The organism is Actinoplanes sp. SE50/110 (assembly GCF_900119315.1).
In the GTDB taxonomy this organism is placed as follows: domain Bacteria; phylum Actinomycetota; class Actinomycetes; order Mycobacteriales; family Micromonosporaceae; genus Actinoplanes.
The window spans coordinates 1,090,428-1,115,950 of the sequence record NZ_LT827010.1; the positions used below are offsets into that span (position 1 = coordinate 1,090,428).

Here is a 25,523-nt window from a genome sequence, read left to right on the forward strand (position 1 = left end):
CCTAGAAGAATCCCATGGCCTTGGGGGAGTAGCTGACGAGCAGATTCTTGGTCTGCTGATAGTGGTCGAGCATCATCTTGTGGTTCTCCCGGCCGATTCCGGACTGCTTGTATCCGCCGAACGCGGCGTGCGCCGGGTACAGGTGGTAGCAGTTGGTCCAGACCCGGCCGGCCTTGATCGCCCGACCGGCCCGGTACGCCCGGTTGATGTCCCGGGTCCACACGCCGGCTCCCAACCCGTACAACGTGTCATTGGCGATCTTGATCGCGTCGTCGAAGTCGGCGAACGGCGTCACCGAGACCACCGGCCCGAAGATCTCCTCCTGGAAGATCCGCATCGCGTTGCGGCCCTCGAAGATCGTCGGCTGGATGTAGAAGCCGCCGGACAGGTCGCCGCCGAGGTCCGCCTTCGCGCCGCCGACCAGCGCCTTCGCGCCCTCTTTCCGGCCGATGTCGAGGTACGACAGGATCTTCTCGAACTGGTCGTTGGACGCCTGCGCGCCGACCATCGTGTCGGTGTCCAGCGGGTTGCCCTGCCGCAGGTTCTCGACCCGCTTGACGCCCGCGGACAGGAAGTCGGCGTAGTGACCCTGCTGGATCAGCGCGCGGCTCGGGCAGGTGCACACCTCGCCCTGGTTGAGCGCGAACATCGCGAAGCCTTCGAGGGCCTTGTCGAAGAAGTCGTCGTCGGCGCCGCTCACGTCGTCGAAGAAGATGTTGGGGCTCTTGCCACCGAGTTCCAGGGTCACCGGGATCAGGTTCTCCGAGGCGTACTGCATGATCAGCCGCCCGGTGGTGGTCTCCCCGGTGAAAGCCACCTTGGCGACCCGGTTCGAGCTGGCCAGCGGTTTGCCGGCCTCGACGCCGAAGCCGTTCACGATGTTCACCACGCCGGCCGGGAGCAGGTCGCCGATCAGCGAGAACAGGTAGTGGATCGAGGCGGGGGTCTGCTCGGCCGGTTTGAGCACCACGGTGTTGCCGGCGGCCAGCGCGGGCGCCAGCTTCCAGACCGCCATCAGGATCGGGAAGTTCCACGGGATGATCTGACCGACCACGCCGAGCGGCTCGTGGAAGTGGTACGCCACGGTGTCCTCGTCGATCTGGCCCGCGGTGCCCTCCTGGGCGCGGATCGCCCCGGCGAAGTAGCGGAAGTGGTCGACCGCGAGCGGCAGGTCGGCGGCGAGCGTCTCGCGGACCGGTTTGCCGTTCTCCCAGGATTCGGCGACGGCGAGCTTCTCCAGATTCTGCTCGATCCGGTCGGCGATCCGGTTGAGGATGGTGGCGCGTTCGGCGACCGAGGTGCGGCCCCACGCGTCGGCGGCGCCGTGCGCGGCGTCCAGGGCCCGCTCGACGTCGTCGGCGGTGCCGCGGGCGACCTCGGTGAACGCACTCCCGGTGACCGGGGTGGGATTCTCGAAGTACTGGCCCTTGGCCGGCGGAACGTATTCGCCGCCGATGTAGTGGTCGTAACGGGACTGGTAGCTGACGATCGCGCCTTCGGAGCCGGGCGGAACATACGTGGTCATGAATCTCGCCTCCTCTTCGGGGCGGACGTTAGTCACGAGTACGTTGCAGAAACGTTGCACGCGTATTCGCGGGAGAGCTCGGTGATGCGGCGGCTGGTGAGCGGGTCGCCGGGGGTCAGGACGGCATAGGCCTCCCACAGCGCCAGGTCGTCGGCGCCGTGCGGGGTGCTCAGCCATTCCCGCAGCAGGTGGGGGTCGGCGGAGTGCAGCAGGGCGGTTCTGAGGCGGTCGTCGAGCAGGCGCCTCAGGCGGACGATGCCCGGGGCGTCGGAGCCGGGGAGCAGGGGGCCGGGGTAGTTCCTCAGTGCTTCGGCGAGGTTGCCGCCGGCGAGTGCTTCAGACATCTCGCCCAAGTCCGTCTTCATGGGCTTCTGGAGGCGGTAGGGGCGGGAGCGGAGCAGCTCCGGGCCGAGGATGCGCCGCAGCCGGGACATCTCGGCCCGGACGGTGACCGGATTGAGGTCGTCGCCGTAGAGGTCCAGGGTCAGCTGGTCGCCGGTGCGGCCCTCGGGGTGGGCGGCCAACAGGATCAGCAGCTCGGAGTGCCGGCGGCTGAGCTTCGTCCGGGAATTCCCGGACACCAGGACCGCCTCATCCCGGCCGAGCGCCGTCACCGCCGGTCCGCTCGTCGCCCGCGGCGGCTCGTACAGGTACGCCTCGGCAGCCAGCGCCGTGGCTCTGACCAGCGCCAGACTGTGCGGATTGGCCAGGTGGTCGCCGCCGGTCACGTCGATCGCCCCGAGCAGCCGCCCGGTGCCCGGGTCGTGGATCGGCGCCGCCGTGCACGTCCACCGCTGCACCGACCGGTTGAAGTGCTCGGTCGCGAAGATCTGCAGCGCGTGGTCGACCGCGAGAGCGGTCCCCGGCGCGTTGGTGCCGGCGTGCGCCTCGTCCCAGCGGGCGCCCGGCACGAAGTTCATCGACGCCACCCCGCGCAGCGTCCCGGCATTGCCCTCCACCCAGAGCAGCCGCCCGTGCGCGTCGCAGACGGCCAGGATGTGATCGCCGTCCTCGGCCAGCCCGCCCAGCAGATCCCGGAAGATCGGCATCACCCGGGCCAGCGGATGCGCGGCCCGATACGCCTGCAGCTCGTCGTCGCAGAGCTCGACCGGCGGCGTGCTGTCCGCTCCGACCCAGGCCGCCGATCGGGCCCAGGACTCGGCCACCACCGCGCGCATCAGCTCCGGCCGCCGCTGCCCGGCCAGGAACCGCTCGTGGGCGCGCCCCACCTGCCGGATCCGCTCGGCCGGATCGTCACCAGGGGTCAGGGCAAGCCACGGATTCACCGGCAGCACCTCCGCCCCCCATCGTGACGCCCATCACGATCAGAGACAACGGTCTCTAAAGTTCCTTCGTGCACCCTTGGCCCCGTACCGAAGAAGAAGCTCTCGCCGTCCAGGACCTCCTGCGCGCCCGGGTCGTCGCCGCGCCGGGCCCGGCGTCCCCGGAGACCGTCGCCGGCCTCGACGTCGCCTACGACGGTGACCGGCTCGGCGCGGCCGTCGTCGTGCTCGGCACGGCGGACCTCGCGGTCCGCGACGTCGCGCTGATCAAAGGCCAGACCACTTTCCCGTACGTCCCGGGCCTGTTCGCCTTCCGCGAAGTCCCCGCCCTGATGGCCGCGCTGGAGAAGCTGACCGTGCGCCCGGACGTGCTGATCTGTGACGGTCCCGGGCTGGCGCATCCGCGCCGGTTCGGGCTCGCCTCGCACCTCGGCGTGCTGACCGATCTTCCCTCGTTCGGGGTCGGCAAGACCCGTCTTGTGGGTGAGTGGGCGCCGCTCGGCGAGTCGCGGGGGAGCCGCTCGGCGCTGGTCGACGCGGGTGAGACGGTCGGCGCGGTGCTGCGCACGCAGTCCGGGGTGAAGCCGGTGTTCGTGTCCGCCGGGCACCGCATCGATCTGGACAACGCCTGCTCGTTGACGCTGCGGCTGGCCGCCCGGTACCGGCTGCCGGAGACCACCCGGGCCGCCGACCGGGCCTGCCGTGATCTCGTCCGTTAACGGTGTGGTCGTGGGGATAAAACCTTGCCGGTGTCCGCGCTCCGCTAGCCTCAGCCTCAACAGGGCTTTCGTGAGGAGTGAGCGTAGTGCTCGATCTGTCCCAGATCATCAAGGCGTACGACGTCCGGGGCGTCGTCCCGGACCAGTTCAACGAGCCGGTGGCCCGGGCGATCGGCACCGCCTTCGTCGAGATGCTGCGGGAGTCCGGTGACGAGCCGGAACGGATCGTGGTGGCGCACGACATGCGCGAGTCCGGTCCCGGGCTGGCCGCCGCGTTCGCCCGCGGGGTGAACGCGGCCGGTGCCGGCGTGCTCAACATCGGGCTGGCCTCCACCGACCAGCTGTACTACGCCTCCGGCTCGCTGGGCCTGCCCGGCGCGATGTTCACCGCCAGCCACAACCCCGCGCAGTACAACGGGATCAAGCTGTGCCGGGCCGGTGCCCGCCCGGTCGGCCAGGACAGCGGCCTGGTCGTGGTCCGGGTGCGTGCCCAGGAACTGCTCGCCGACCTGAACGCGGAGGCCGACGGCCCGGCCCGGGTCGAGCACCGGGACCTGCTCGGCGACTACGCCGCGCACCTGCGCTCGCTGGTCGACCTGAGCGGCATCCGTCCGCTCAAGGTGATCGTGGACGCCGGTAACGGGATGGGCGGCTACACCGTGCCGGCCGTCCTCGGCGACCAGGTGCTCAGCCCGCTGCCGCTGACCATCGTGCCGCTCTTCTTCGAGCTGGACGGCTCCTTCCCCAACCACGAGGCCAACCCGCTCGACCCGAAGAACCTGGTCGACCTGCAGGCCGCGGTGCGCGAGCAGGGCGCCGACATCGGCCTGGCCTTCGACGGCGACGCGGACCGCTGTTTCGTCGTCGACGAGAACGGCGACCCGGTCTCGCCGTCCGCCATCACCGGGCTGGTGGCCGCCCGTGAGCTGGCCAAGTTCCCGAACAGCACGATCATCCACAACCTGATCACCTCGGCCGCGGTGCCGGAGATCATCCTGGAGAACGGCGGCAAGCCGGTGCGCAGCCGGGTCGGCCACTCGTTCATCAAGGCCGAGATGGCGCAGTCCAACGCGGTCTTCGGCGGCGAGCACTCGGCGCACTACTACTTCCGCGACTTCTGGTTCGCCGACACCGGCATGCTGGCCGCGATGCACGTGCTGGCCGCGCTCGGCGGCCAGGACCTGCCGCTGTCCGAGTTCGCCGCGGAGTACGAGCGGTACGTCGCGTCCGGTGAGATCAACTCCACGGTGGCCGACGCGGCCGCCAAGAGTGCCGAGGTGCGCGCCGCGTTCCCGGACGCCCAGGTGGACGATCTGGACGGACTGACCTTCGGGTTCGAGGACGGGTCGTGGTTCAACCTGCGGGCGTCCAACACCGAGCCGCTGCTGCGGCTGAACGTGGAGGCGCCGGACGCCTCGACGATGGCGTCGCTCAGGGATCGCGTGCTCGCCATCGTTCGCGGATAGGATCGCGGGGACACGCTTCCGCCTGTACCAAAGGAGTAGCTCGGTGGCGCTCGATCCGCAGTTGCTGGACATCCTGGCCTGCCCGGACACCCATCACGCGCCACTGGACTACGACGCCGGCGGGCAGACATTGACGTGCACCGAGTGCGGGCGGATCTTCGACATCAAGGACGACATCCCGATCCTCCTTCTCGACGAAGCTCGTGTTGTTGAGAAGGGGGATCAGTGATGGTCAATCCGCTGGAGGGTTCGGCCGGGGTCAACGGGCACCGGGTCGCCGACGAGTCGCTGCTCAACGACGAGAAGTCGATGCTGGACAACGACCCGGGCGGGATGCTGCGGGCCACCGCGTCGGCCGGCGCCCAGGTCCGGGAGACCGCGGCGCTGGCCGCCGAGGTCGACCTGACCATGCTGGCCGACGAGGGCCGCCCGCGCGCCGTCGTGGTCGCCGGCATCGGCACCGCCGGTCTGACCGGCAACATCCTGTCCACCGTCGCCGGCCCGCGCTGCCCGGTGCCGATCATCGGGCACCGCAGCGCCGGCATCCCCGGCTGGGTCGGCGCGGCCGACGTGGTGATCGCCGTCTCCGCCTCCGGGCGCAGCCCCGAGGCGCTGGCCGCGGCCGAGGCGGCGGCCCGCCGCGGCGCCCGCCTGGTCGCCATCGGCAACCCCGACTCCGAGCTGGAGGCGATGGCCGAGCGGGCCCGCGCCCCGTTCATCGGCGTGCCGCGCCGCGCCCCGGCCCGCGCCACCCTCTGGGGCCTGGCCGTGCCGGTGCTGCTGGCCGGCCGCGCGCTGGGCCTGGTCAAGGTCACCGAGGCCGACATCGCCGAGACCGCGACCCGGCTGGACGCGGACGCCGAGCGCTGCCGTCCGGGCGCCGACTCCTTCGTCAACCCGGCCAAGGCGCTGGCTCTCGGCCTGGCCGGCTCGGTGCCGATCGTCTGGGGCTCCTCCCCGCTGGCCACCGTCGCCGCCCGCCGGTTCGCCGACACACTCGCCGCGAATGCGCGCTACCCGGTGATGGCCGGTGCGCTGGGCGAGGCCGGCCGGGGCCGGGTCGGCCTGCTCGACGGCGTCTTCGGTGGCCTCGCCGAGGGCTCCCGGGACATCTTCGCCGACCCGGAGGACGCCGACGAGGCGGTCACCCGGCTGCGCCTGGTGGTGCTCCGCGACGGTGGGCTGAACCCGGAGGACGACGCCGACGAGCCGGTCGCCGTCGAGGAGCGCCGGGCGGACGCCATCCAGACTCTCGCCGATCGCCGTGGCGTACGCTGCGACGTGCTCACCGCCGAGGGTGGTTCGACCCTGGAGCGGCTCGCGTCCCTGGTCGCGGTGCCCGACTTCGCGTCGCTCTACCTGGCCCTGGCCCACGGCCTGGACCCGATGGCGGTGCCGGCCATCAGCGAGATGAAGGAGCTGTCCAACCCGATGCCAGAGGGACTCTCGTGAGCGCCGAGGGCGGCACCAAAGCGATCATCGCGGCGCTCAGCGCCAACCTGGGCATCGCGGTCACCAAGTTCGGTGCCTGGCTGCTCACCGGCTCGTCGTCGATGCTCGCCGAGGCGATCCACTCGGTCGCCGACTCCGGCAACCAGCTGCTGCTGCTGATCGGGGGCAAGCGCTCGGAGAAGAAGGCCACCCCCGAGCACCCCTTCGGGTACGGGCGGGAGCGCTACATCTACGCGTTCATCGTCTCGATCGTGCTGTTCAGCGTCGGTGGCCTCTTCGCGCTCTACGAGGCATGGCACAAGATCCAGCACCCGCAGAAGATCGACAGCTGGCAGTGGGTGCCGATCGTGGTCCTGGTGGTGGCGATCGGGCTGGAGGGCTATTCCTTCTGGACCGCGATCACCGAGTCGAACCGGACCCGGGGCACCACCTCGTGGATCGACTACATCCGCCGGGCCAAGGCCCCGGAGCTGCCGGTGGTGCTCCTGGAGGACGCCGGCGCCCTGGTCGGTCTGGTGCTGGCGCTGTTCGGCGTCGGGATGACCCTGATCACCGGCAACGGCCGGTGGGACGGGATCGGCACCGGGGCGATCGGCGTCCTGCTGGTGGTCATCGCCGGGGTGCTGGCGGTCGAGACCAAGAGCCTGCTGCTCGGCGAGGGCGCCAACCCGGAGGCGATCCGCAGGATCGAGCGGGCGGTGCTCGCCGGCGACGGCGTCGAGCGGATCATCCACATGAAGACGTTGCACCTCGGCCCGGAGGAGCTGCTGGTCGCGCTGAAGATCGCGGTGCCGCGGTCGGAGACGGCGGCCGAGGTGGCCCGGCACATCGACGAGACCGAGGTGCGGATTCGTGAGGCGGTGCCGATCGCCCGGGTGATCTACATCGAGCCGGACATCTACCGGCCGCGGGAGATCGCCGATGACGCGGTGACCTCCGCACCACCCGTCACCGCCTGACAACAACTGCTAATTTGCCGGGTATGACCGTGTACCCGCTGACCGGAGTCATCCGGCCGTATGCCTGGGGCTCCAAGACCGCGATCGCCGAGCTGCAGGGCCGTCCCACCCCCACCGAGGGGCCGGAGGCGGAACTGTGGCTCGGCGCGCACCCGGGCGACCCGTCCACCGTGCCGGGCCCGGACGGGCCGGTCACCCTCACCGCGCTGATCGACACCGACCCGGCCGGTCAGCTCGGCGCCGGCGTCGCCGAACGCTTCGGGCACCGCCTGCCCTACCTGATGAAGGTGCTGGCGGCCGGCGCCCCGCTGTCGCTGCAGGCGCACCCCGACCTGAAATACGCGGCCGAGGCGTTCGCCCGTCAGGAGGCCGACCCGTCCCTGCCGAAGAATTACACCGACGCCAACCACAAGCCGGAGATACTGGTCGCGCTGACGCCGTTCGACGCGCTCTGCGGCTTCCGGCCGGCGGTGGTGTCGGCCCAGGTGCTGGCCGGGCTGCAGATGCCCCGGCTGGAGCCGGTGGTGGCGGCGCTGCGCGCCGGTGACCTGTCCGAGGCGGTCCGGCTGCTGCTCAGCTGGCCAGGGGAGGACCGGGGCGCTCTGATCGACGCGGTGGTGGCCGCGGCGGCCGCGCGGGGTGACACCGAGCCGTACGCCGAGTCGTACCGGCTGGCGATCGACCTGGCCGCCCACTACCCGGGCGACCCCGGCGTGCTGGTGGCGCTGCTGCTGAACCAGGTGCACCTGGCGCCCGGCGAGGCGATCTGGATGCCGGCCGGCAACCTGCACGCCTACCTGCACGGGCTCGGCGTCGAGTTGATGGCGGCCAGCGACAACGTGCTCCGCGGCGGCCTCACGCCGAAACGCGTCGACGTGACCGAGCTGCTCAAGGTGCTACGTTTCGACACCCTGGAGGACCCGCTGCTGCACGGCGCGGAGGTGGCGCCCGGGGTGACGTCGTGGCGGGTGCCGGTCCGCGACTTCGAGATGTACCGGGTGGAGCTGACCGGGAACCGGCCGCCGGTGAAACTGCCCGGTGCGGGGCCGCGGATCCTGCTCGGCGTGGCCGGGGACGTGCACGTCGGCGAGGATCACGGGATTCCGGTGAGCCTGGGGCCGGGGGCGGCCGCCTACGCGCCGGCCGGCGCGGGTCAGCTGACGGCTGCCGGTCTCGGGACCCTCTTCATCGCCGCCGTCCCGGACTGACGCCGCTCCCGTCGCCGCTAGCTGGGAAAACTTGGATCGCACATGCCCGAAATTTCGGCAAATGCCTTGACATGGGATGTGCGGAGTGTAAATCTATAACCACGCAGCGTCATTGGTGATCGGGGGGTCCCACGGACGCGCGCGGTACCAAACCGGGGGGATGAACGGGGCGGCGGGTTTCGACCTGTCGCCCCGTTCGCTATTCCGGACCCTTTTCCGCCGCACCCGCTGTGTGTTCCGGGTCGCTGCGACCGGTGATTCCCGCCTCATTCCCGCCGCCGGGCGGGAGCAGTTCCGCAGGATCGCCGGAAATGGGGCCGAAGCGCTTTGCGGGACGTTTGGCAACTGCTGCGACAAACGGTGCGCCGGCCGCCGCGCCGACGGCGGGGGTGCCCGTCGACGCGCCGCGATCGTTGATGGATCCGTCGACCGGAGAAACCCGCCCAAGCCGGACGCCGCCTGACGAACCAGCGGAAGCCGTCACCCGGACACGCCCGGCCGTCACCCTACCGACTGGTCACCTGTACGGATGATGCCCGATCGGCGGGATCGGCCATCCCGCCCGCCCCGCTGACCGGCGCCTTTCGCCCCGCCGGTCCCCGCTTCCGGCCTCCGGCAGGCCTTCTACCTGCGACTAGTCCGGGAAAGGTGGCAGCCGTCAGCACCCAGCGACCGCCGTCATCGCCGGGAATTCACGGCCGCCGGGCGCCGACCGGAACGGACAAGTGGCGCGCTTTCCCCTGTGACCCGCATTGCAAGTTGCAATCGACTATTGATGCGCCGATATGGTGACTCCGTGGCGAGGCCGACATCGACAGCGCGCCGGGAACTCGGCGGTGAATTGCGCCGGCTCCGTGGGGAGCGCCGGGCGGTGGATGTGGCTACCGCGCTGGGCTGGTCCGAGTCGAAGCTGAGCCGGATCGAGACCGCGCACACCGGCATCTCCGAGCCGGACCTGGACCGTCTGCTCACGCTCTACGGCCTGCGGGTCGAGGACCGGGGCCGGCTGCGTGACCTGTCCCGGCGCGGCCGCGCCCGGGTCTGGTGGACGTCGTACCGCTCGTTCGTCACCGACCCGTACGACGAATATCTCGCCCTGGAGGGCGAAGCCATCTCGATCTCCCAGTGGGAGGCCCAGGTGATGCCGGGCCTGCTGCAGACCGAGGAGTACGCCCAGGCGGTGATCGAGACCGGGGCCGGCATCGAGGACGGCGAGGTGATCGAGCGCCGGGTCGCCGTGCGGATGGACCGGCAGCGCGTCTTCACCCGGGAACCACCCGCCACCCTGCGGGTGGTTCTCGACGAGGGGGTGCTGCTGCGCGAGGTCGGCGGCCGCGACGTCCTGGCCCGCCAGCTCACCCGGCTGTACGAGGCGACCGAGCAACCCGGCGTGGAGGTGTTGATCCTGCCGTTCGAGGCGGGCGCGCACGCCGGCCTCACCGAATCGTTCCTGGTGCTGGAGTTTCCGGACGGCACCCGTAACCCGGTCGTGCACTCCGAAGGGCTGACCGGTGGTCACTTCCGGGTGAAGCCGGAGGAGCTCCTGGTCTACCGCGATGCCTTTGATGACCTGCACGAACGCGCTTTGTCGAAAGAAGCGAGCCGAACGGTCATCGCTGAGACGAGGGATCGTTTGGCTCGTTGAGCGCCTGCGTTGGGTTCCAATGGAGATGCATTTTCCAGGGAAGGGGAGAAACCATGCAGGACGCCACGATCACTTGGCGTAAGAGCAGCCGGAGTGGCGCTGCTGGGCATTGCGTCGAGGTCGCCAACACGGCGGCGGCGGTTCTGGTGCGCGATTCCAAGGACGCCACCGGCCCGGTGCTGACCTTCGACGCTCAGGACTGGACCGGCTTCCTCGCCGGGGTCCGTGCCGGACAGTTCGACCGGCCCGGCGCGTAACGCTCGATATCTCGAATGAGCGCGCCACGGGCGGTCCCGGACCGGGACCGCCCGTTTTCATGTCTTCACCGCGGGTTTCCGGGCCCTTATGCCTTCTGGACGTGGTGGCTTTTCGCGTAGGCTGCCGGGCAAGATCGCCCCCCGGGTAGCGCGGGGGCCGGGAGGACAGTGCAATATTGGACCGCATGAGAGCCCGGGTACTGGTCGTCGACGACGATCCCGCGTTGGCCGAGATGCTCGGCATCGTCCTGCGCAGTGAGGGATTCCTGCCCTCGTTCGTGGCGGACGGCGAACGCGCGCTCGCCGCTTTCCGGGAGAATCGCCCGGACATCGTTCTGCTGGATCTGATGCTCCCCGGGATGAGCGGCATCGACGTCGCGCGCGCGATCCGTGCCGAGTCCGGCATTCCGATCGTCATGCTCACCGCCAAGAGCGACACCGTGGACGTGGTGCTCGGCCTGGAGTCCGGCGCCGACGACTACGTGGTGAAACCGTTCAAGCCCAAGGAGCTGGTCGCCCGGATGCGGGCCCGGTTGCGCCGGGGCGAGGACGCGGCGCCCGAGATGCTCACCATCGGGCCGCCCGGCAACCAGATAACCATCGACGTGCCGGCGCACACCGTGTCCCGGGACGGCGAGGAGGTCAAGCTCACGCCGCTCGAGTTCGACCTGCTGGTGGCCCTGGCCCGCAAGCCGCGCCAGGTGTTCACCCGCGAGGTGCTGCTGGAGCAGGTCTGGGGTTATCGGCACGCCGCGGACACCCGACTGGTCAACGTCCACGTGCAGCGGCTCCGGGCGAAGATCGAGCCGGATCCGGAGCGACCGGAGATCATCCTGACGGTCCGGGGTGTCGGCTACAAGGCGGGCACCGGCTAGGCGGTCCGGGCGGCTACTGTTGCCGCGTTATGCGTGCTCCGGCCTGGCTTCCCCAACCCGTGCGCCGCCCCCTTCGGGTGATGCGGCGTTCCTGGCGCGTGGTCGCGCACCGGCTGGAGCGGTATACCGCGCCGGTGCGCCGCTCCTGGCGCCGCTCGCTGCAGGTCCGCGTGGTCACCCTGACGCTCGTCGCGTCCAGCCTGCTGGTCGGCACGTTCGGCTGGTTCATCGCGGACCGCAGCGCCAAGATCCTGTTGAACCGCGCGCAGGACGAGGTCTCCGCGTCCCTGCAGCGCAAGGTGCGCTACGCGTCCGAGCAGCTGACCGTGCACCCGCAGCCCTACGACCCGGAGCTGCCGGCCACGATCAGCGAGACCGTCACCGAGCTGTACGACGGTGACCAGGCCGGCGACAGCGGCACGGTGGTGTCGATCCGCGCCGAGTCCTACCCGGAGATCGTCCCGCAGACCGTGCCGCCGGCCACCGACACCCGTTCGCTGATCACCCCGAAACTGATCACCGAGGTCGCCACCAACGGCCGGGTGGCCCAGCAGATCCGCACCGTCGACGTGAAGGGCCGGCCGACCAAGTTCCTGGTCTACGGCTCCCCGGTGACGTCGAAGTTCGGTCACGTCGAGCTGTACTACGCGGTGCCGCTGACCACCGAGGACCGGGCCGCCAACCAGATCCGCAACACCGTGCTGGTCACCGGCCTGGCCCTGGTGATCCTGCTGGGTGTGGTGGCCGGCCTGGTCACCCGGCTGGTGGTCACCCCGGTCCGGGTCGCCGCGCGGACCGCCCAGCGGCTCTCGGCCGGCCTGCTCGACCAGCGGATGAAGGTGGACGGCGAGGACGACCTGGCCCTGCTCGCCGCCGCGTTCAACCAGATGGCGGCCAACCTGCAGCGGCAGATCGTCCGGCTGGAGGAGATGTCCCGGCTGCAGCGCCGGTTCACCTCCGACGTCTCGCACGAGCTGCGCACCCCGCTGACCACCGTGCGGATGGCCGCCGACCTGATCTTCTCCGAGCGGGAGGACTTCGACCCGGCCGTGGCGCGCAGCGCCGAGCTGCTGCAGGCCGAGCTGGACCGGTTCGAGGGCCTGCTCACCGATCTGCTGGAGATCAGCCGCTTCGACGCCGGGTTCGCCGCGCTGGATGCCGAGCACACCGACCTGGTGCCGATCGTGGAGCGGGTCACCGAGCGGCTGGCCGGTCTGGCCGAGCGGGTCGGCGTCGAGCTGGAGCTGCACCTCCCGGACGGCCCGGTGATCGCCGAGGTGGATCCACGGCGGGTCGAGCGGGTGCTGCGCAACCTGGTCGGCAACGCGGTCGAGCACGGCGAGGCCAAGCCCGTGCAGATCACCATGGCCACCGACGACGCGGCGGTCGCGATCACCGTGCGGGACCACGGCATCGGGTTGAAGGCGGGGGAGGAGCGCCTGGTCTTCAACCGGTTCTGGCGGGCCGACCCGTCCCGGGCCCGGCAGACCGGCGGCACCGGTCTGGGCCTGTCGATCAGCGCCGAGGACGCCCGGCTGCACGGCGGCTGGCTGGAGGCGTGGGGTGCCCCCGGCGAGGGCGCCCAGTTCCGGCTCACCCTGCCGGTCCGCGGTGGCGACCGGCTGGTGGCGGCTCCGCTGCCACTGATCCCCCGGGACCGTACGGCGGAGGTGTCCTGATGTCTCGCCGCCTGATCGCGCTGCCGCTGGCCGGCCTGCTGGCGGTGCTGGTGACCGGATCCTGCGGGATTCCGGACGACTCGGGCGTGACCGTGGTCGGGCCCGGCCCGTCGGCGGGCATCAACCCCGGCGACTACGGCGGCTCGACCCAGGTCACCCGGGGAAGCGAGTCCACCGACCACGCGGCCTTCGTGGAGAACTATCTGAAGGCCGCGTCCGGCGATCTGGACACCGCGACCGACCGGTTGCGCGCCTTCATGTCCCGCGACGCGGCGACCGCCTTCAAACCCAACACGACCGGTCTGAAGGTGATCCGGCTGGTCCAGCCGCCACTGCCCACCCCGGGCAGCGAGGTGGTCGAGGTGAAATATCAGACGGTCGGCACGCTGGACAAGTTCGGCCTGCTGACCCCGGAGGCGGAGAGCCGCACCGACGTCTACCGATTCCGGGTCGGTCCGGTGGGCGGCCAGGACGGGCTGTTCGTCAAGGACGCCCCGCCGAACCTGCTGATCAGCACCGACGCGCTGAGCGTCTACTACCGCGAGCACGCCATCTACTTCTGGAACACCGACTACACCGCCCTGGTCCCGGACGTGCGCTACATGCCGAACGCGGTGCCGGTCGAGCAGCGGCCCACCACGATCCTGAACTGGATGGCGAACGGTCCGGCCTCCTGGCTGTCGGTGTCCGACCTGGCCGACGGCTTCGGCCTGATCGGCAAGGTGGTGCCCGCGATCAACGGCACCAGGCTGCAGATCACGCTGAACGAGAAGTCGCTGCCGGCCACCGACACCGCGCTGGCGCTGGACCGGCTGCGCAAACAGCTGCAGTGGTCGCTGCGGCCGCTGCTGCCGGACGGCGGCGAGCTGGATATCAAGATCAGCTTCAAGGACGTCGGGTCGTACACCGGCGGCGACTACCTGGCGAGCAATCCGGCGTACCGGTTGGTCCCCGACAACCCGGACAAGTTCGTGGTGTACGACGGCCGGATCCACCGGGTGACCGGCGCGGCCAACACCCCGGACCAGGTGCCGGTGCTGCGGCCGGAGGACAACAAGGACATCCGCGCCGCCGCGATGAGCTCCTCCGGCTCGCACGTGTTCGCCGCCGTGGTGGCCGGCAAGGGCGACACCCTGCAGGTGGCCTCCGCGGAGACCGGGGCGCAGGCCGCGCTGCAGCCGATCAGCGGAATGCCGGGCCCGCTCGGTCAGCCGGCCTGGGCGATCACCTACCGGGACGACGTGGCCGAGGGTGCGATCGGGCTGATCCCGGCGGGCGGCCGCCTCTACTCGTTCTCCGCGGTCAAGGGAGAGGCGCAGCTGATCCCGTGGACCGGGCAGGGCACCCGGATCACCGCGGTCGCGGTGGCGCCGGACGGTCGCCGGGTGGTGCTGGTGGTCGACGGCAAGCTCTACCGCGCCTCGCTGACCACCGGCGGGGACACTCCGGCGCTCGGCTCCCCGCAGCAGATCCGGCCGGTCGGCCTGGACGCGGTGACCGCGGTCGGCTTCAGCAGCGAGGGCTGGCTGTCGGTGGCCGGTCCCCGGGCGTCCGACAAGCGGGCCACGATCATCGACATGTCGATCGACGGCGCGTTCAGCTCCAGCGCCGGTCCCGACCTCGGCGAGCAGCCGGTCGACGCGATCAGCGTGTACCCGGCCAATCCGACGATCCTCAGCCGCTCGCGATGGGTGTCCTACACCGCCGGCGGCAAGGCATGGGAGCTGCTCTCCAAGGCGACCCTGATCGGTGTGGACCGGCTCAGCGGCCTCCCGTCGTCGGGCGCGGCGCCGGACAAGACGCCGACCGCGCCCTTCTACCTGGAGTGACCGGGTGAGCCCGGTCCTGGCCGATCTGGCCGATCTGGTGCTGCCGGGGTCCTGCGCCGGCTGCGGGGTCGAGCGCACCCGGCTGCGCCGGGGCGCCTGCCCGGCCTGTGTGACCGAGCTGGAGGCGCTGGCCCCCTACGCCTGTGCCCCGAGCCCGCCCCCGCCCGGCTTCCCGCCCTGCGTGGCGGTCGGCCCGTACGCCGGAACCCTGCGCGGCGCCCTGCTGGCCTACAAGGAGCGCGGCCGGCACCGGCTGGCCCGCCCGCTCGGCGCCCTGCTGGCCGGCGCGGTCGCCCCGCTGGCGCCCCGGGGCCGGCCGGTCCTGCTCGTTCCGGTGCCGTCCACCCGGGCGGCCCGCCGGGACCGCTACGGCGACCACATGGCGCGCCTGGCCGGGCACGCGGCGAACCGGTTGCGGGCGGCCGGCTGGACGGTCGCGGTCGTCCAGCCGCTGACCGCGCTGCCCCGCCCTGACTCCACGTCACTGGGCCCTGCCGCAAGGTCCACGGCGGCTGTCAATTCCCTGCGAATCAATCCCGCCCGAATCGGCGTTCTGCGACGCGGCGACGCGATGCGAGGCACGCTGGTGGTAGCCGACGACATCGTCACCACCGGGGCCACGCTGGCCGCCGCGGTACGTCGTCTAGAGGAGGCGGGCATGCAGGTCACGGGCGCCGCGGTACTGGCAGCTACACAACTTCGCCGATCCTGTCCCGGGATTTGACTGTCACCACGCGATCGTTTGCCGATAGAGGCGAACGTCAGCCATCCGGTATCCCCAACGAGGGGTGACTCGCAGGGATCGGCAGGTTAGCGTCTAGGTGACGAGGGTAGGGTTCATCAACTTACCCGCCCGCCGGGAGCTGCGCTTTCCGCCGTACCGGAAAGGAGTCGTCTCACCCACGTTGCCGCGGTGCTCTTCTTCCAAGCTCGCGGCGTCTTTCTCAAGCATCACCCTGCGCCGGCATCCGGCGCCCCATGAATTACACGTTGGGGGAGGTCACGAGTGGACATTGTCGTCAAGGGCCGCAACGTAGAGGTTCCCGACCACTATCGAGAGCATGTCGCCGACAAGCTGAGCAAGGTCGAGCGGTACGACCAGAAGCTGATGCGGGTCGACGTGGAGCTGTTCCACGAGCGCAATCCGCGCCAGTCGGACACCTGCCAGCGCGTCGAGATCACCGTCATGACCAAGGGACCGGTGGTCCGCGCCGAGGCTCAGGCACAGGATTTCTACGCAGCTCTGGACTGCGCCATCAACAAACTGGACGCCCGGTTGCGCCGTTCCGCCGACCGGCGCCGCGTCCACCGCGGACGGCATGCACCGGTCTCGGTCGCCGCCGCCACCGCGAACCTGCCCACCGATCTGACCCGGGGCGGCGCCGCCACGCTGACCGCCGAGCCCGAGGTCGACGAGCTGACCGAGCACGACGACGGCCAGCCGTGGCGGATCGTCCGGGAGAAGGAGCACTCCGGCGAGCCGATGACCGTCGACGACGCGCTCTTCCAGATGGAACTCGTCGGGCACGACTTCTATCTGTTCCACGACAAGGAGAGCGGCCGCCCCAGCGTCGTCTATCGCCGTCGAGGCTACGACTACGGGATTCTCAGCCTGGCTGTGTGAGTTCCCCGCCGGAGACCTGCGCCAGCAGGTCTTCGGCGAACAGCACGAATTGGACGTCGTCGTGGCGGGTGCCGGCCGGGCCCGGCAGCCGGGAGCGCAGGTATGCTTCCCGCTGGAAGCCGGCCTTCTCCAGCACCCGTTGCGACCCCCGGTTGTCCGGCAGTGTGCCGGCGATCAGCCGGGCGATCCCGGTCTCGGCGAACGCCCAGAGTGCGACCAGTTTCGCCGCCCGGGTGGTCATGCCGCGCCCGCGGAACTCCGGCAGCATGCTGTAACCGATCATCGCCTGCCCGGTCCGCGGCTCCTGGTAATACAGCGAGACCTCGCCGGCCGGGGCGCCGGTGGCGGTGTCCACGATCACCATGTCGGCGCGGCTGCCGGCCAGCCAGTGCGCGGGCGCCCAGAGGCACCGCCGGCGCACCTCGTCCGGCTCCGGCGGGATCGGCGGCACGCTGGTCGCCACCACGTCCGGCCGGCTGTGCAGGTCGGCGTAGAAGGCGATGTCGTCCTCGCCGAGTGGGCGCAGCGTCACCACCCCGTCGGTCAGGTCGCCGCCGGGCAGGTCGGGCAGCAGCCGCTCGGCGGGCGTCCCGGGGTCGCCGGCCAGCCGGGCGTAGACGAGCACGTCGTCGTAGCCGCCGGTGTCGTTCGGCAGGGCGCCGCGCCGCTCGCCCTCGCGCGTGAAGCCGGCCGCCAGCGCGACCCGCTGGGCGATCGGGTTGTCCTGGTGGATCAGCAGCTCCAGCCGGTGCAGACCGGTGATTTCGGGCGTGTCGCCGAAAATGTGGTCGCCGAGGGTGCGCAGCGCGGCGGTCCCGAGCCCGAGGCCCCGGGCCGGCGACCCGATCCAGAAGGTGACCCGGGCGGCGCCCGGATCGGCCCGCTGCCGGTCCAGATCGATGCCGCCGACCGGGAACCCGGTGCTGAGGCGGATGACGGCGTACGAGAAATCGCTGGTCGAAGACCCGCCGCGGGGCAGGAACCGCCGGCCGTGCCGGTCCTCGCGGGCCGCCGTGACCGCGGCCTCGTCCTGCGGGCCGCGGGCGCGCAGCAGCACCCCGTCGTCGTGATCCACTCCTCCATCCTGCCGCAGACTCGCCCGGGCGAGAAACCGGCTTCAAACGGTCATGGACTGCGCTGTCAGCGAACTTCCTGCCCCGTTTCGTCCTGTTTGCGAGATTGGCGGGAGGCTCGGGTCACAGGCTCCGGAAGAAGGTGCCTACGATGGTTCGGCAGACTGTCTAGGGGAGCGCTGACCCGTGTCGATATTGGAAAAGATCCTCCGTGCCGGCGAAGGCCGCATGGTACGCCGGCTCAAGGCGATCGCGGACGCGGTCAACTCGATCGAGGATGACTACGTCGACCTCACCGACGACGAGTTGCGCGAGTGCACCGAGCAGTTCAAGCAGCGGTATCAGGACGGCGAGTCGCTCGACTCGCTGCTTCCGGAGGCGTTCGCGGTGGCCCGCGAGGGTGCCAAGCGCGTGCTCGGCCAGCGGGCGTACGACGTCCAGCTGATGGGCGGCGCCGCGCTGCACTTCGGCAACATCCCGGAGATGAAGACCGGTGAGGGCAAGACCCTGACCGGCGTGTTCCCGGCATACCTGAACGCCCTGAGCGGCGACGGCGTGCACATCATCACGGTGAACGACTACCTCGCCCAGCGGGACGCCGAGTGGGTCGGTCGGGTGCACGTGTTCCTCGGCCTCACCGTCGGCGTGATCCTGCCGAACCGGCCGGCCGCCGAGCACCGCGCGGCCTACCAGTGCGACATCACGTACGGCACCAACAACGAGTTCGGTTTCGACTACCTGCGCGACAACATGGCGTGGTCGAGGGACGAGCTGGTGCAGCGTGGGCACAACTTCGCGATCGTCGACGAGGTCGACTCGATCCTGATCGACGAGGCCCGCACCCCGCTGATCATCTCCGGCCCGGCCGAGCACTCCCAGCGCTGGTACGCGGAGTTCGCCGCCATCGTCAAGCGGCTGGAGAAGGGCAAGGACGGCGCCGGCGACTACGAGGTCGACGAGGCCAAGCGCACCGTCGCGATCACCGAGCGCGGTGTGTCCCGGGTCGAGGACCGGATCGGCATCGACAACCTGTACGAATCGGTGAACACCCCGCTGGTCGGCTACCTGAACAACGCCATCAAGGCCAAGGAGCTGTACAAGCGCGACAAGGACTACATCGTCAGCCCCGAGGGCGAGGTCCTGATCGTCGACGAGTTCACCGGCCGCATCCTGCACGGCCGCCGCTACAACGAGGGCATGCACCAGGCCATCGAGGCGAAGGAGGGGGTGGAGGTCAAGCAGGAGAACCAGACCCTGGCGACCGTCACCCTGCAGAACTACTTCCGCCTCTACAACAAGCTCGGCGGCATGACCGGTACGGCGCAGACCGAGGCCGGCGAGTTCAACAGCGTCTACAAGGTCGGCGTCGTGTCCATCCCGACGCACCGCCCGATGATCCGGGTCGATCACCCCGACGTCATCTACAAGACCGAGAAAGCCAAGTTCAGCGCGGTCATCGAGGACATCGCCGAGCGCCACGCGACCGGTCAGCCGGTCCTGGTCGGCACCGTCTCGGTGGAGAACTCGGAGATCCTCTCCACCCTGCTGCGCCGCCGCGGCATCCCGCACAGCGTGCTGAACGCGAAGTTCCACGCGCAGGAAGCCACGATCATCGCGCAGGCCGGCCGCAAGGGCGCGGTCACGGTCGCCACCAACATGGCCGGCCGTGGCACCGACATCCTGCTCGGCGGCAACGCCGACTTCCTCGCCGCCCAGGAGCTGGCGCAGCGCGGCCTCGACCCGGCGGAAAACCCGGAGGAGTACGCGAAGGCCCTCGAAGAGGTGCTTCCGCAGGTCAAGGAGGCCTGCGAGGCCGAGCAGGCCGAGGTGCAGGCGGCCGGCGGCCTGTACGTACTGGGCACCGAGCGGCACGACTCCCGGCGCATCGACAACCAGCTCCGCGGCCGCTCCGGCCGGCAGGGTGACCCGGGCGAGTCCCGGTTCTACCTGTCGCTGCAGGACGATCTGATGAAGCGGTTCCGGGCCGGCGCGGTCGAGGCGGTCATGGAGCGCTTCAACATCCCCGAGGACGTGCCGATCGAGTCCAAGATGGTGACCCGGCAGATCCGCAGCGCGCAGACCCAGATCGAGGCGCAGAACGCCGAGATCCGCAAGAACGTGCTGAAGTACGACGAGGTGATGAACAAGCAGCGGCAGGTCGTCTACGCCGAGCGCAAGCGGGTGCTCGACGGCGAGGACATGCACGAGCAGGTCACCCACATGATCGACGACGTGATCACGGATGTCGTGCACGCCGCCACCTCGGACGGCTACGCCGAGGACTGGGACCTGGAGCAGCTCTGGACGAACCTGCGGCGCCTGTTCCCGGTCACCCTCACCATCGAGGACCTGATCGAGGAGTCCGGCGGCGAGCGCAACGCGATCGACCAGGAGTTCCTGGTCGAGCAGCTCAAGCAGGACGCGCAGGCGGCGTACGCGGCCCGCGAGGAGGAGCTGGGCAGCGAGGCCGTCCGCGAGCTGGAGCGCCAGGTGCTGCTCGCGGTCATCGACCGCAAGTGGCGTGAGCACCTCTACGAGATGGACTACCTGCAGGAGGGCATCAGCCTGCGGGCCTACGCGCAGCGCGACCCGGTCGTGGAGTACCAGCGCGAGGGCTTCGACATGTTCAACCAGATGATGGAGGGCATCAAGGAGGAGGCCGTCGGCTTCGTCTTCAACCTGGAGGTCCAGGTCGAGGAGCAGCCCACCGTCAACGTCGACCCGTCCCAGGCCTTCGAGCTGCCCAAGGTCGGCGAGGTGCCGGACGACGCCCCGGTCGACGAGCCGCACGAGCACGTCGAGGTCCGCGCGAAGGGTCTCGGCGGCGGCAACCGTCCGCAGAACCTGCAGTACACCGCCCCCGCCATCGACGGCGAGGCGGGCGGCGGCAGCCCGGTGATCCAGCCGCAGGCGGAGCCGCCGGTCGCCTTCGGCCCGGGCGGCGCCCCGTCCCCGGTCCCGGCGAACCCGGCCCACACCACCGCCGGCCGCCACGCCGCCAAGGAAGCCGACTCGAACGGCCCGTCCCGCAACGCCCCGTGCTACTGCGGCTCCGGAAAGAAGTACAAGCGCTGCCACGGCGCCCCCGGCGCCGTCTGACCCACCCCACCATCTGATCCGCCAGCACCATCGGATCCGCCAGCGCCAGCGCCATCGGATCCGCCAGCGCCATCGGATCCGCCAGCGCCAGCGCCATCGGATCCGCCAGCGCCATCGGATCCGCCAGCACCATCGGATCCGCCAGCACCATCGGATCCGCCAGACCGTGGGATCCACCAGCACCAGACGAGCGGCCCGTGCCCGGCTACCCGCCGGCCACGGGCCGCTCCCTGTTTCGGCCCGGAACGCCCACCACCTCCACCGCGCAGCAGCCGCCCCGGGTGCCTACTCCCTGCCCCTCCCGGACCGGGCCTCGGTTCGGCTGATGGACGCCTTCCAGCCCAGACCTTCATCCGCCGGACGGACCCCTCCCTGCCTGGCCTCCGTCCGCCGGGCTCTCGGAACCCACCGCCCAGACCCCTTCCCCCCGGCTCAAGCGCCAGGCGGTGCCCCGCCGGTTCCCACCTGGTGCCCGGCGTGGCCTGCCGTCGGCGTGGCCCGTGACCGGGACATGGCCTACCGTTGGCGTGGCCCGTGGCCGGGCGTGGCCTGCCGTCGGCGTGGCCCGGGCCTGGCGTGTGCCCGGCCCAGGCGTAGCGTTCGACCCGACGTGGCGCGGTGGTCAGATCAGGCGGAGCGCGGTGGCGAACCAGGTGTCCTGGTGGAGTTCCAGCCGTAGCGCCATGGCCCAGGTGCGCTCGCCGGTGACCAGGGCGATGGCGGCCTCGACCGCGCCGCCCCGGGGCTGGCAGAGGTTCACCTTGATGACCGCGACCGGTGACGGCCGCTGCGGGCGCCGATCACCGGGCCGCCTGGCCCGCCGCATGGCCGACACCCGGCGAGCGCCCGCGAGCCCCTGCGCGACCACCTCGGCGGCCTCGGCCGGCAGCGACAGTCGACGGAGGTGGGTCGCCGGGCGATACCCGTTGAGCACCTCGACGCACAGATGCACGAACCGTTTGACCGCCAGCTTCGCCTCCCCGGACGGCCCCGCCACCACCGGCACCGCCGCCAGCGCCGCGATCCGCCCCGGATCAACCCACGGCGTCCCCTCCCGCCACGGATGACACCCCAACAGCCCGGTACGGCCACCGCCCGCCGGCTCGCCGTTACCGCCACCGCTCGCCCACCCGCCCTGGTCGCTGCCGCCGGGAACGCTGCCGCCCTGGTCCTTGCCGCTGTGAACGCCGCCGCTGTGGTCGCTGCCACTGTGAACGCCGCCGCTGTGGTCGCTACCGCTGTGAACGCCGCCGCCGTGCTCGCCGCCGCCGTGCTCGCCGCCGCACTGCTCGCCGCCGCACTGGTCCCCGCCGCCCTGGTCGGCGCCGCGATGCTCGCCGCCGCCCGCCGGCCTGTCCCGGCTGCTTCCCGCCTTGCGCTGATCGCCCGAGACGACCGCCCGGCCGACCCGGGACCCGCCCCCACCACATTCCGGCGAAGACCCCGGCCCCCGCTCCCGTTCCGGCGCCGCTATCGGCGGTGGCCCCGCCCGCCCGGCCGCCCCCGTGACGACCGGGCGCGGCCACGTGAGCGCCAGCTGCTGCTCCGGCGACCACAGCTGAGGCGCCAGCTCGTCGTCGAACGGGGGTTCGTAGCGCGGAACCGGACGTAACCGAACCGCCCTGGTCCCGGCTGGCGCGCTGTCGACAGCCGACCGCATCTCCACCGCCAATCCTTACGTTTGCCTCCGTTTGCCTTCGACAACGTAAGTCTGGCTCCGCCACATGCGACGGTCAACCTTGCCCGCGCCCCCTCTATCGATCCGGAAAGAGGCGCAAAAGCCTCATTCCGGCTCGCGCTCGGCGAGCGGGTTCTCCCGCACCCAGGCGGCGGTCTCCGCGTACTTGGACTGGATGTACTCCTCCAGCCTGGCTCGCTCGACCCGCCACTGCCCCCGCCCACCGATCTTGATCGCGGGCAGCTCGCCGCTGCGGACCATGTGATAGACCTGCGAGTCCGAGACGTTCAGCTCGGCCGCCACGTCGGACAGCAACAGGAACCGGGCCTCCACCGTGGCCTCCCACCCTTCGTTGGTTACGGCCGCTTGAGTTTGCCACCGTTTGCCGATGACATCATCCCGGGTGACCCCGTTCCGGGAACGCCTGGTGGAATTGACCCTCTCCCGGCCCGCGGCGGCGGTGTACTGACCGGGATGGCGAAGCTGGAGGAGAACGTGCCGATCACCGAGCTGGTCCGGGTCTACGTGCCGGCCACCCTGCCGATGTTGGCGGCGCTGCGGAAGGCGGGCCGGCTCGGCGACGGGGCGACGGTCGCGCACGCGGTCACCCCCGCGCTCCGGGAGTGGTATGCGGAGGGTGACGAGGAGGAGTTGGAGTACGTCGCCTTCACCCGGGCCGCCCAGGACGCGCTGCGGCTGCTCCGTCAGGACGCCGGGGCGGCCCGCCGCCGGGTCGTGGTCTCCGCCGACGTGCCGGCGTCTGCGCTGGTCCGGGAGGATGCGGAGCTCGGTTCGAGCACGGTCCGGCTGCCCGAGGCGCTTCGTCTGGAGCAGATCGCGAGCATCCACGTGGACGGGGCCGAGGCGTCCGAGGCGGTCGCCGCGGCCGCCGTCGTCGTGGAGGAGGCTCTGGCCGGCGACCCGGACGCCCAGTTCACCGTCGACGAGGCGGAGGATCACGAGCTGGAGTGGTACGCGGTGACAGAACTGGACGAGATCGGCGAGTGAACTCGATCAAGATCAGAAGCTAGTTCAAGATCTGTTTCAAGCCGGAACCTCAGTTTCGGTCGCCGACCGCCGCGTCCGTGGCGCTCGCCCCGGGGGCCGACGAAGCCTCGATCGGCTCGGCCTGCTGGGGCCGGGTCGCGGCATCCGCGACGTCGGACTTCGCAACAGCGGTCGTCCCGACGATGTCAGACTTGCCGCCCGCTGTCGTCGCCGCAGGAGCGGAGCCGGTGGCGGCCACGGATGCGGGGGCCTCAGGAGCGGTCGGGGCGGTTTGAGGGGCGGCGGCTTCGGGAGTGCGCGCGGCGGCGTCGGGAGCCGGTGCGGTGGCACCGGGCGCGGTGTCGGTGGCGCCCGGATGGTCCTCGTAGTCGTCCTCGTCGTCAGCGGGGGAGAGGGTGCGGCCGATCGCGACCATCGCCGTGAACGCCCCGACGAACAGCACGATCAGCCCACTGTTGAGCCGGTTGGTGCTGAGGATCTGCTGGACCGACTTCTCCAGTTCGCTGACCTTCCCGGCGAGTTCGAGGACCTGCGCCCCCGCCGTCCGGGTCAGTATCTCGGAGAGCACCGACAGCACCCCGGCCCCGGCCCCGGCGATCAGGTAGAACGGCCACCGCAGGTCCGCCCCGCCGGCCCGCTGCCGGTGCCGCCGGAGCACCCGGAAGGCGATCAGCCCGGCGGCGAGCCCACTGATCGCCGACTGCCCGTACGAGAAGTACTGGTTCGCCTTGACCGCCGATTCGGTCGAACCCGAGCCGAGCAGGTCGAGCACCGGGTTCTGCACGTGTTTGTTGTTGAGCACGAAGCCGATCAGGAACACCCCGACGGTGGCCGCCCCGGCTGCCGCGATCACCGGCGGGATCCGGAAGCCGGCCAGCGCCCCGCCGATCGTCGCCGCCGCTGCGACCGTCCCGCCCACCGCGGCGTACATCGTGCCGTCGATGTTGATCGTGATGATCGGCAGTGCGCACAGCACTCCGGTGACCAGCCCGCTGACCGTGGCCACTGCGAACCTCGCGGTGGCGCCGAGTGCCCGCCGCCCGTTGATCAGGGTAAGGACCAGCAGCGCCACGGCCGCGCCGGTGACCATGGCCGCGGCGACCGCGCCGGGCATCGCGTACGCCGTGGAGGTGACCTCCATGGCGACGTCCGCGCGTCCGGTGATGCTGGCCCGGGCGGAATACAGCATCGCGACGGTCCAGGCGAGGCTGGCGGCCGTGAGCAGGGCCACGGTGAGCCGGGACTCCTCGATGGTCTCCGGTGCGGCCGTCGTGGCCTGGGCGTCGGTCATGGGGGTCAGGGTAATAGGCCGACCTGGAGGGGCCCGACCGGCGGTCACTGAGCGTTCCATCGGGATTGGACCCAGATGGGAAGACTGTCCGAATGTGCTCGACAATTTCGGACCGATTTGGGGCTTTCCTGCCCGGCACGGCCTGTCTGGCCGATTCAATGCGCCATCTTACCTGGTCAACCGCCTATCGACGGACGAAACGCCCGGTCTGCGCGCTCGTTGTCGGACTGTCTGTGCGGGACAGTCGTTTGTGGAGGCGCAAACTGGACGGATCGTGCGAAATCCTGGACGGCGGACCGACAAAGTGGCAGCTTAGAAGGCATGCCCGACTTCCAGATCAATCCCACGGCTGCCGCCCTGCTCGGCCTGCTTCACGAGGGGCCGATGACCGGCGGACAGCTCATGGCGGCTGCCGAACGCCGCCTCGGGCCCTACTGGTCGATGACGCGGAGCCAGGTCTACCGCGAACTGCCCGTACTGGCCGAAATGGGGTATGTCCGCCTCGGCAAGCCGGGTCCGCGTTCCAGTCAGCCCTATGCGATCACCGCCTCCGGGAAGCGCGCCTTCGGGCGCTGGCTGACCGAGACGCCCGGCCGGGACGCCCTGCGCAACCCGGTCGCGCTGCGAGTCGCCTTCGGTCAGCAACACAGCACCGAGCAGCTGCAGACCCTCTACACCAACGCCAACCAGTACCACGCCGAGGCGCTGGCGATGGCGAAGGAGCAGGCCAAGGAGGCGAAGAAGAACGACGACTCGTACGGTGCGGCCGCGCTGGAGTTCGCCGTGGCGTACCACAAGGCGGCGCTCAGCTGGCTGAAGACCGTTCCGTCCGAATGAGTTGAGGACGCCCCGG

The 25,523-nt window shown here is 70.7% G+C and carries 22 protein-coding genes; 16 read left to right on the forward strand and 6 right to left on the reverse strand.

The annotated features are described in order from the left end of the window. Position 1 precedes the first annotated feature (1 nt). On the reverse strand, positions 2 to 1,525 hold the full coding sequence (gene adh / locus ACSP50_RS04780; protein ID WP_014688026.1) for an aldehyde dehydrogenase: 1,524 nt from the start codon (positions 1,523 to 1,525) through the stop codon (positions 2 to 4). 32 nt (positions 1,526 to 1,557) lie between these two features. Beyond that, positions 1,558 to 2,811 carry a helix-turn-helix domain-containing protein gene (locus tag ACSP50_RS04785; RefSeq protein WP_014688027.1) on the reverse strand — a complete coding sequence of 418 codons (1,254 nt, stop codon included), beginning with the start codon at positions 2,809 to 2,811 and terminating at the stop codon, positions 1,558 to 1,560. 68 nt (positions 2,812 to 2,879) lie between these two features. Here ACSP50_RS04785 and nfi point away from each other — a divergent pair, with 68 nt between their 5' ends. The 13 genes from nfi to hpf all read left to right on the forward strand — a co-directional run bounded on the left by nfi (position 2,880) and on the right by hpf (position 16,521). Further along, the gene (gene nfi / locus ACSP50_RS04790) at positions 2,880 to 3,527 is read left to right on the forward strand and encodes a deoxyribonuclease V (protein WP_014688028.1); all 648 of its coding nucleotides are present in this window, start codon (positions 2,880 to 2,882) and stop codon (positions 3,525 to 3,527) included. 86 nt (positions 3,528 to 3,613) lie between these two features. Then, positions 3,614 to 4,993, forward strand: a complete 1,380-nt coding sequence (locus ACSP50_RS04795) for a phosphomannomutase/phosphoglucomutase (protein ID WP_014688029.1) — start codon at positions 3,614 to 3,616, stop codon at positions 4,991 to 4,993. Between the two features lie 43 nt (positions 4,994 to 5,036). Next, positions 5,037 to 5,222 carry a Trm112 family protein gene (locus ACSP50_RS04800; RefSeq protein WP_014688030.1) on the forward strand — a complete coding sequence of 62 codons (186 nt, stop codon included), beginning with the start codon at positions 5,037 to 5,039 and terminating at the stop codon, positions 5,220 to 5,222. Next, the gene (locus ACSP50_RS04805) at positions 5,222 to 6,445 is read left to right on the forward strand and encodes an SIS domain-containing protein (RefSeq protein ID WP_014688031.1); all 1,224 of its coding nucleotides are present in this window, start codon (positions 5,222 to 5,224) and stop codon (positions 6,443 to 6,445) included. The genes ACSP50_RS04800 and ACSP50_RS04805 overlap by 1 nt, the downstream gene beginning before the upstream one ends. Further along, positions 6,442 to 7,404, forward strand: a complete 963-nt coding sequence (locus ACSP50_RS04810) for a cation diffusion facilitator family transporter (RefSeq protein ID WP_014688032.1) — start codon at positions 6,442 to 6,444, stop codon at positions 7,402 to 7,404. Before ACSP50_RS04805 ends, ACSP50_RS04810 begins: the two co-directional genes overlap by 4 nt. Positions 7,405 to 7,427: 23 nt before the next feature. Further along, complete coding sequence (gene manA, locus ACSP50_RS04815) at positions 7,428 to 8,612, forward strand: mannose-6-phosphate isomerase, class I (RefSeq protein WP_014688033.1); 1,185 nt, start codon at positions 7,428 to 7,430, stop codon at positions 8,610 to 8,612. Between the two features lie 796 nt (positions 8,613 to 9,408). Beyond that, positions 9,409 to 10,257 (forward strand): helix-turn-helix transcriptional regulator, encoded by an 849-nt coding sequence (locus ACSP50_RS04820; protein WP_043513534.1) that lies wholly within the window; start codon positions 9,409 to 9,411, stop codon positions 10,255 to 10,257. Positions 10,258 to 10,310: 53 nt separating this feature from the next. Beyond that, positions 10,311 to 10,514, forward strand: a complete 204-nt coding sequence (locus tag ACSP50_RS04825; protein WP_014688035.1) for a DUF397 domain-containing protein — start codon at positions 10,311 to 10,313, stop codon at positions 10,512 to 10,514. A 185-nt stretch (positions 10,515 to 10,699) separates the two neighbouring features. Further along, on the forward strand, positions 10,700 to 11,389 hold the full coding sequence (gene mtrA, locus ACSP50_RS04830; protein ID WP_014688036.1) for an MtrAB system response regulator MtrA: 690 nt from the start codon (positions 10,700 to 10,702) through the stop codon (positions 11,387 to 11,389). Positions 11,390 to 11,469: 80 nt separating this feature from the next. Next, on the forward strand, positions 11,470 to 13,068 hold the full coding sequence (mtrB, locus tag ACSP50_RS04835; protein WP_014688037.1) for an MtrAB system histidine kinase MtrB: 1,599 nt from the start codon (positions 11,470 to 11,472) through the stop codon (positions 13,066 to 13,068). Next, positions 13,068 to 14,897: an LpqB family beta-propeller domain-containing protein gene (locus ACSP50_RS04840; protein WP_014688038.1), complete on the forward strand. Its 1,830-nt coding sequence runs from the start codon at positions 13,068 to 13,070 to the stop codon at positions 14,895 to 14,897. The genes mtrB and ACSP50_RS04840 overlap by 1 nt, the downstream gene beginning before the upstream one ends. Before the next feature lie 4 nt (positions 14,898 to 14,901). Further along, the gene (locus tag ACSP50_RS04845) at positions 14,902 to 15,621 is read left to right on the forward strand and encodes a ComF family protein (protein WP_080127720.1); all 720 of its coding nucleotides are present in this window, start codon (positions 14,902 to 14,904) and stop codon (positions 15,619 to 15,621) included. A gap of 282 nt (positions 15,622 to 15,903) precedes the next feature. Next, positions 15,904 to 16,521 (forward strand): ribosome hibernation-promoting factor, HPF/YfiA family, encoded by a 618-nt coding sequence (hpf, locus tag ACSP50_RS04850; RefSeq protein WP_014688040.1) that lies wholly within the window; start codon positions 15,904 to 15,906, stop codon positions 16,519 to 16,521. Here hpf and ACSP50_RS04855 read toward each other — a convergent pair. After that, positions 16,505 to 17,596: a GNAT family N-acetyltransferase gene (locus ACSP50_RS04855; protein ID WP_014688041.1), complete on the reverse strand. Its 1,092-nt coding sequence runs from the start codon at positions 17,594 to 17,596 to the stop codon at positions 16,505 to 16,507. The genes hpf and ACSP50_RS04855 overlap by 17 nt on opposite strands. A gap of 184 nt (positions 17,597 to 17,780) precedes the next feature. Here ACSP50_RS04855 and secA point away from each other — a divergent pair, with 184 nt between their 5' ends. Further along, complete coding sequence (secA, locus tag ACSP50_RS04860) at positions 17,781 to 20,693, forward strand: preprotein translocase subunit SecA (protein WP_014688042.1); 2,913 nt, start codon at positions 17,781 to 17,783, stop codon at positions 20,691 to 20,693. A gap of 622 nt (positions 20,694 to 21,315) precedes the next feature. Here secA and ACSP50_RS43290 read toward each other — a convergent pair. Both ACSP50_RS43290 and ACSP50_RS04870 read right to left on the reverse strand, forming a co-directional pair. Then, positions 21,316 to 22,353, reverse strand: coding sequence for an Rv3235 family protein (locus ACSP50_RS43290; RefSeq protein ID WP_014688043.1), 1,038 nt, complete (start codon positions 22,351 to 22,353; stop codon positions 21,316 to 21,318). A 123-nt stretch (positions 22,354 to 22,476) separates the two neighbouring features. Then, positions 22,477 to 22,704 carry a helix-turn-helix domain-containing protein gene (locus tag ACSP50_RS04870; protein WP_014688044.1) on the reverse strand — a complete coding sequence of 76 codons (228 nt, stop codon included), beginning with the start codon at positions 22,702 to 22,704 and terminating at the stop codon, positions 22,477 to 22,479. 141 nt (positions 22,705 to 22,845) lie between these two features. On the opposite strand from ACSP50_RS04870, the gene ACSP50_RS04875 reads away from it, so the two are divergent. Then, positions 22,846 to 23,379, forward strand: coding sequence for a hypothetical protein (locus tag ACSP50_RS04875; protein WP_014688045.1), 534 nt, complete (start codon positions 22,846 to 22,848; stop codon positions 23,377 to 23,379). Between the two features lie 49 nt (positions 23,380 to 23,428). Here the strand turns inward: ACSP50_RS04875 and ACSP50_RS04880 are convergent, their stop codons facing one another. Continuing rightward, a complete protein-coding gene (locus tag ACSP50_RS04880) occupies positions 23,429 to 24,670 on the reverse strand; it encodes a hypothetical protein (protein ID WP_014688046.1) in 1,242 nt (413 codons plus the stop codon). A 321-nt stretch (positions 24,671 to 24,991) separates the two neighbouring features. Here ACSP50_RS04880 and ACSP50_RS04885 point away from each other — a divergent pair, with 321 nt between their 5' ends. Then, positions 24,992 to 25,507, forward strand: a complete 516-nt coding sequence (locus ACSP50_RS04885; RefSeq protein ID WP_014688047.1) for a PadR family transcriptional regulator — start codon at positions 24,992 to 24,994, stop codon at positions 25,505 to 25,507. Positions 25,508 to 25,523 lie beyond the last annotated feature (16 nt).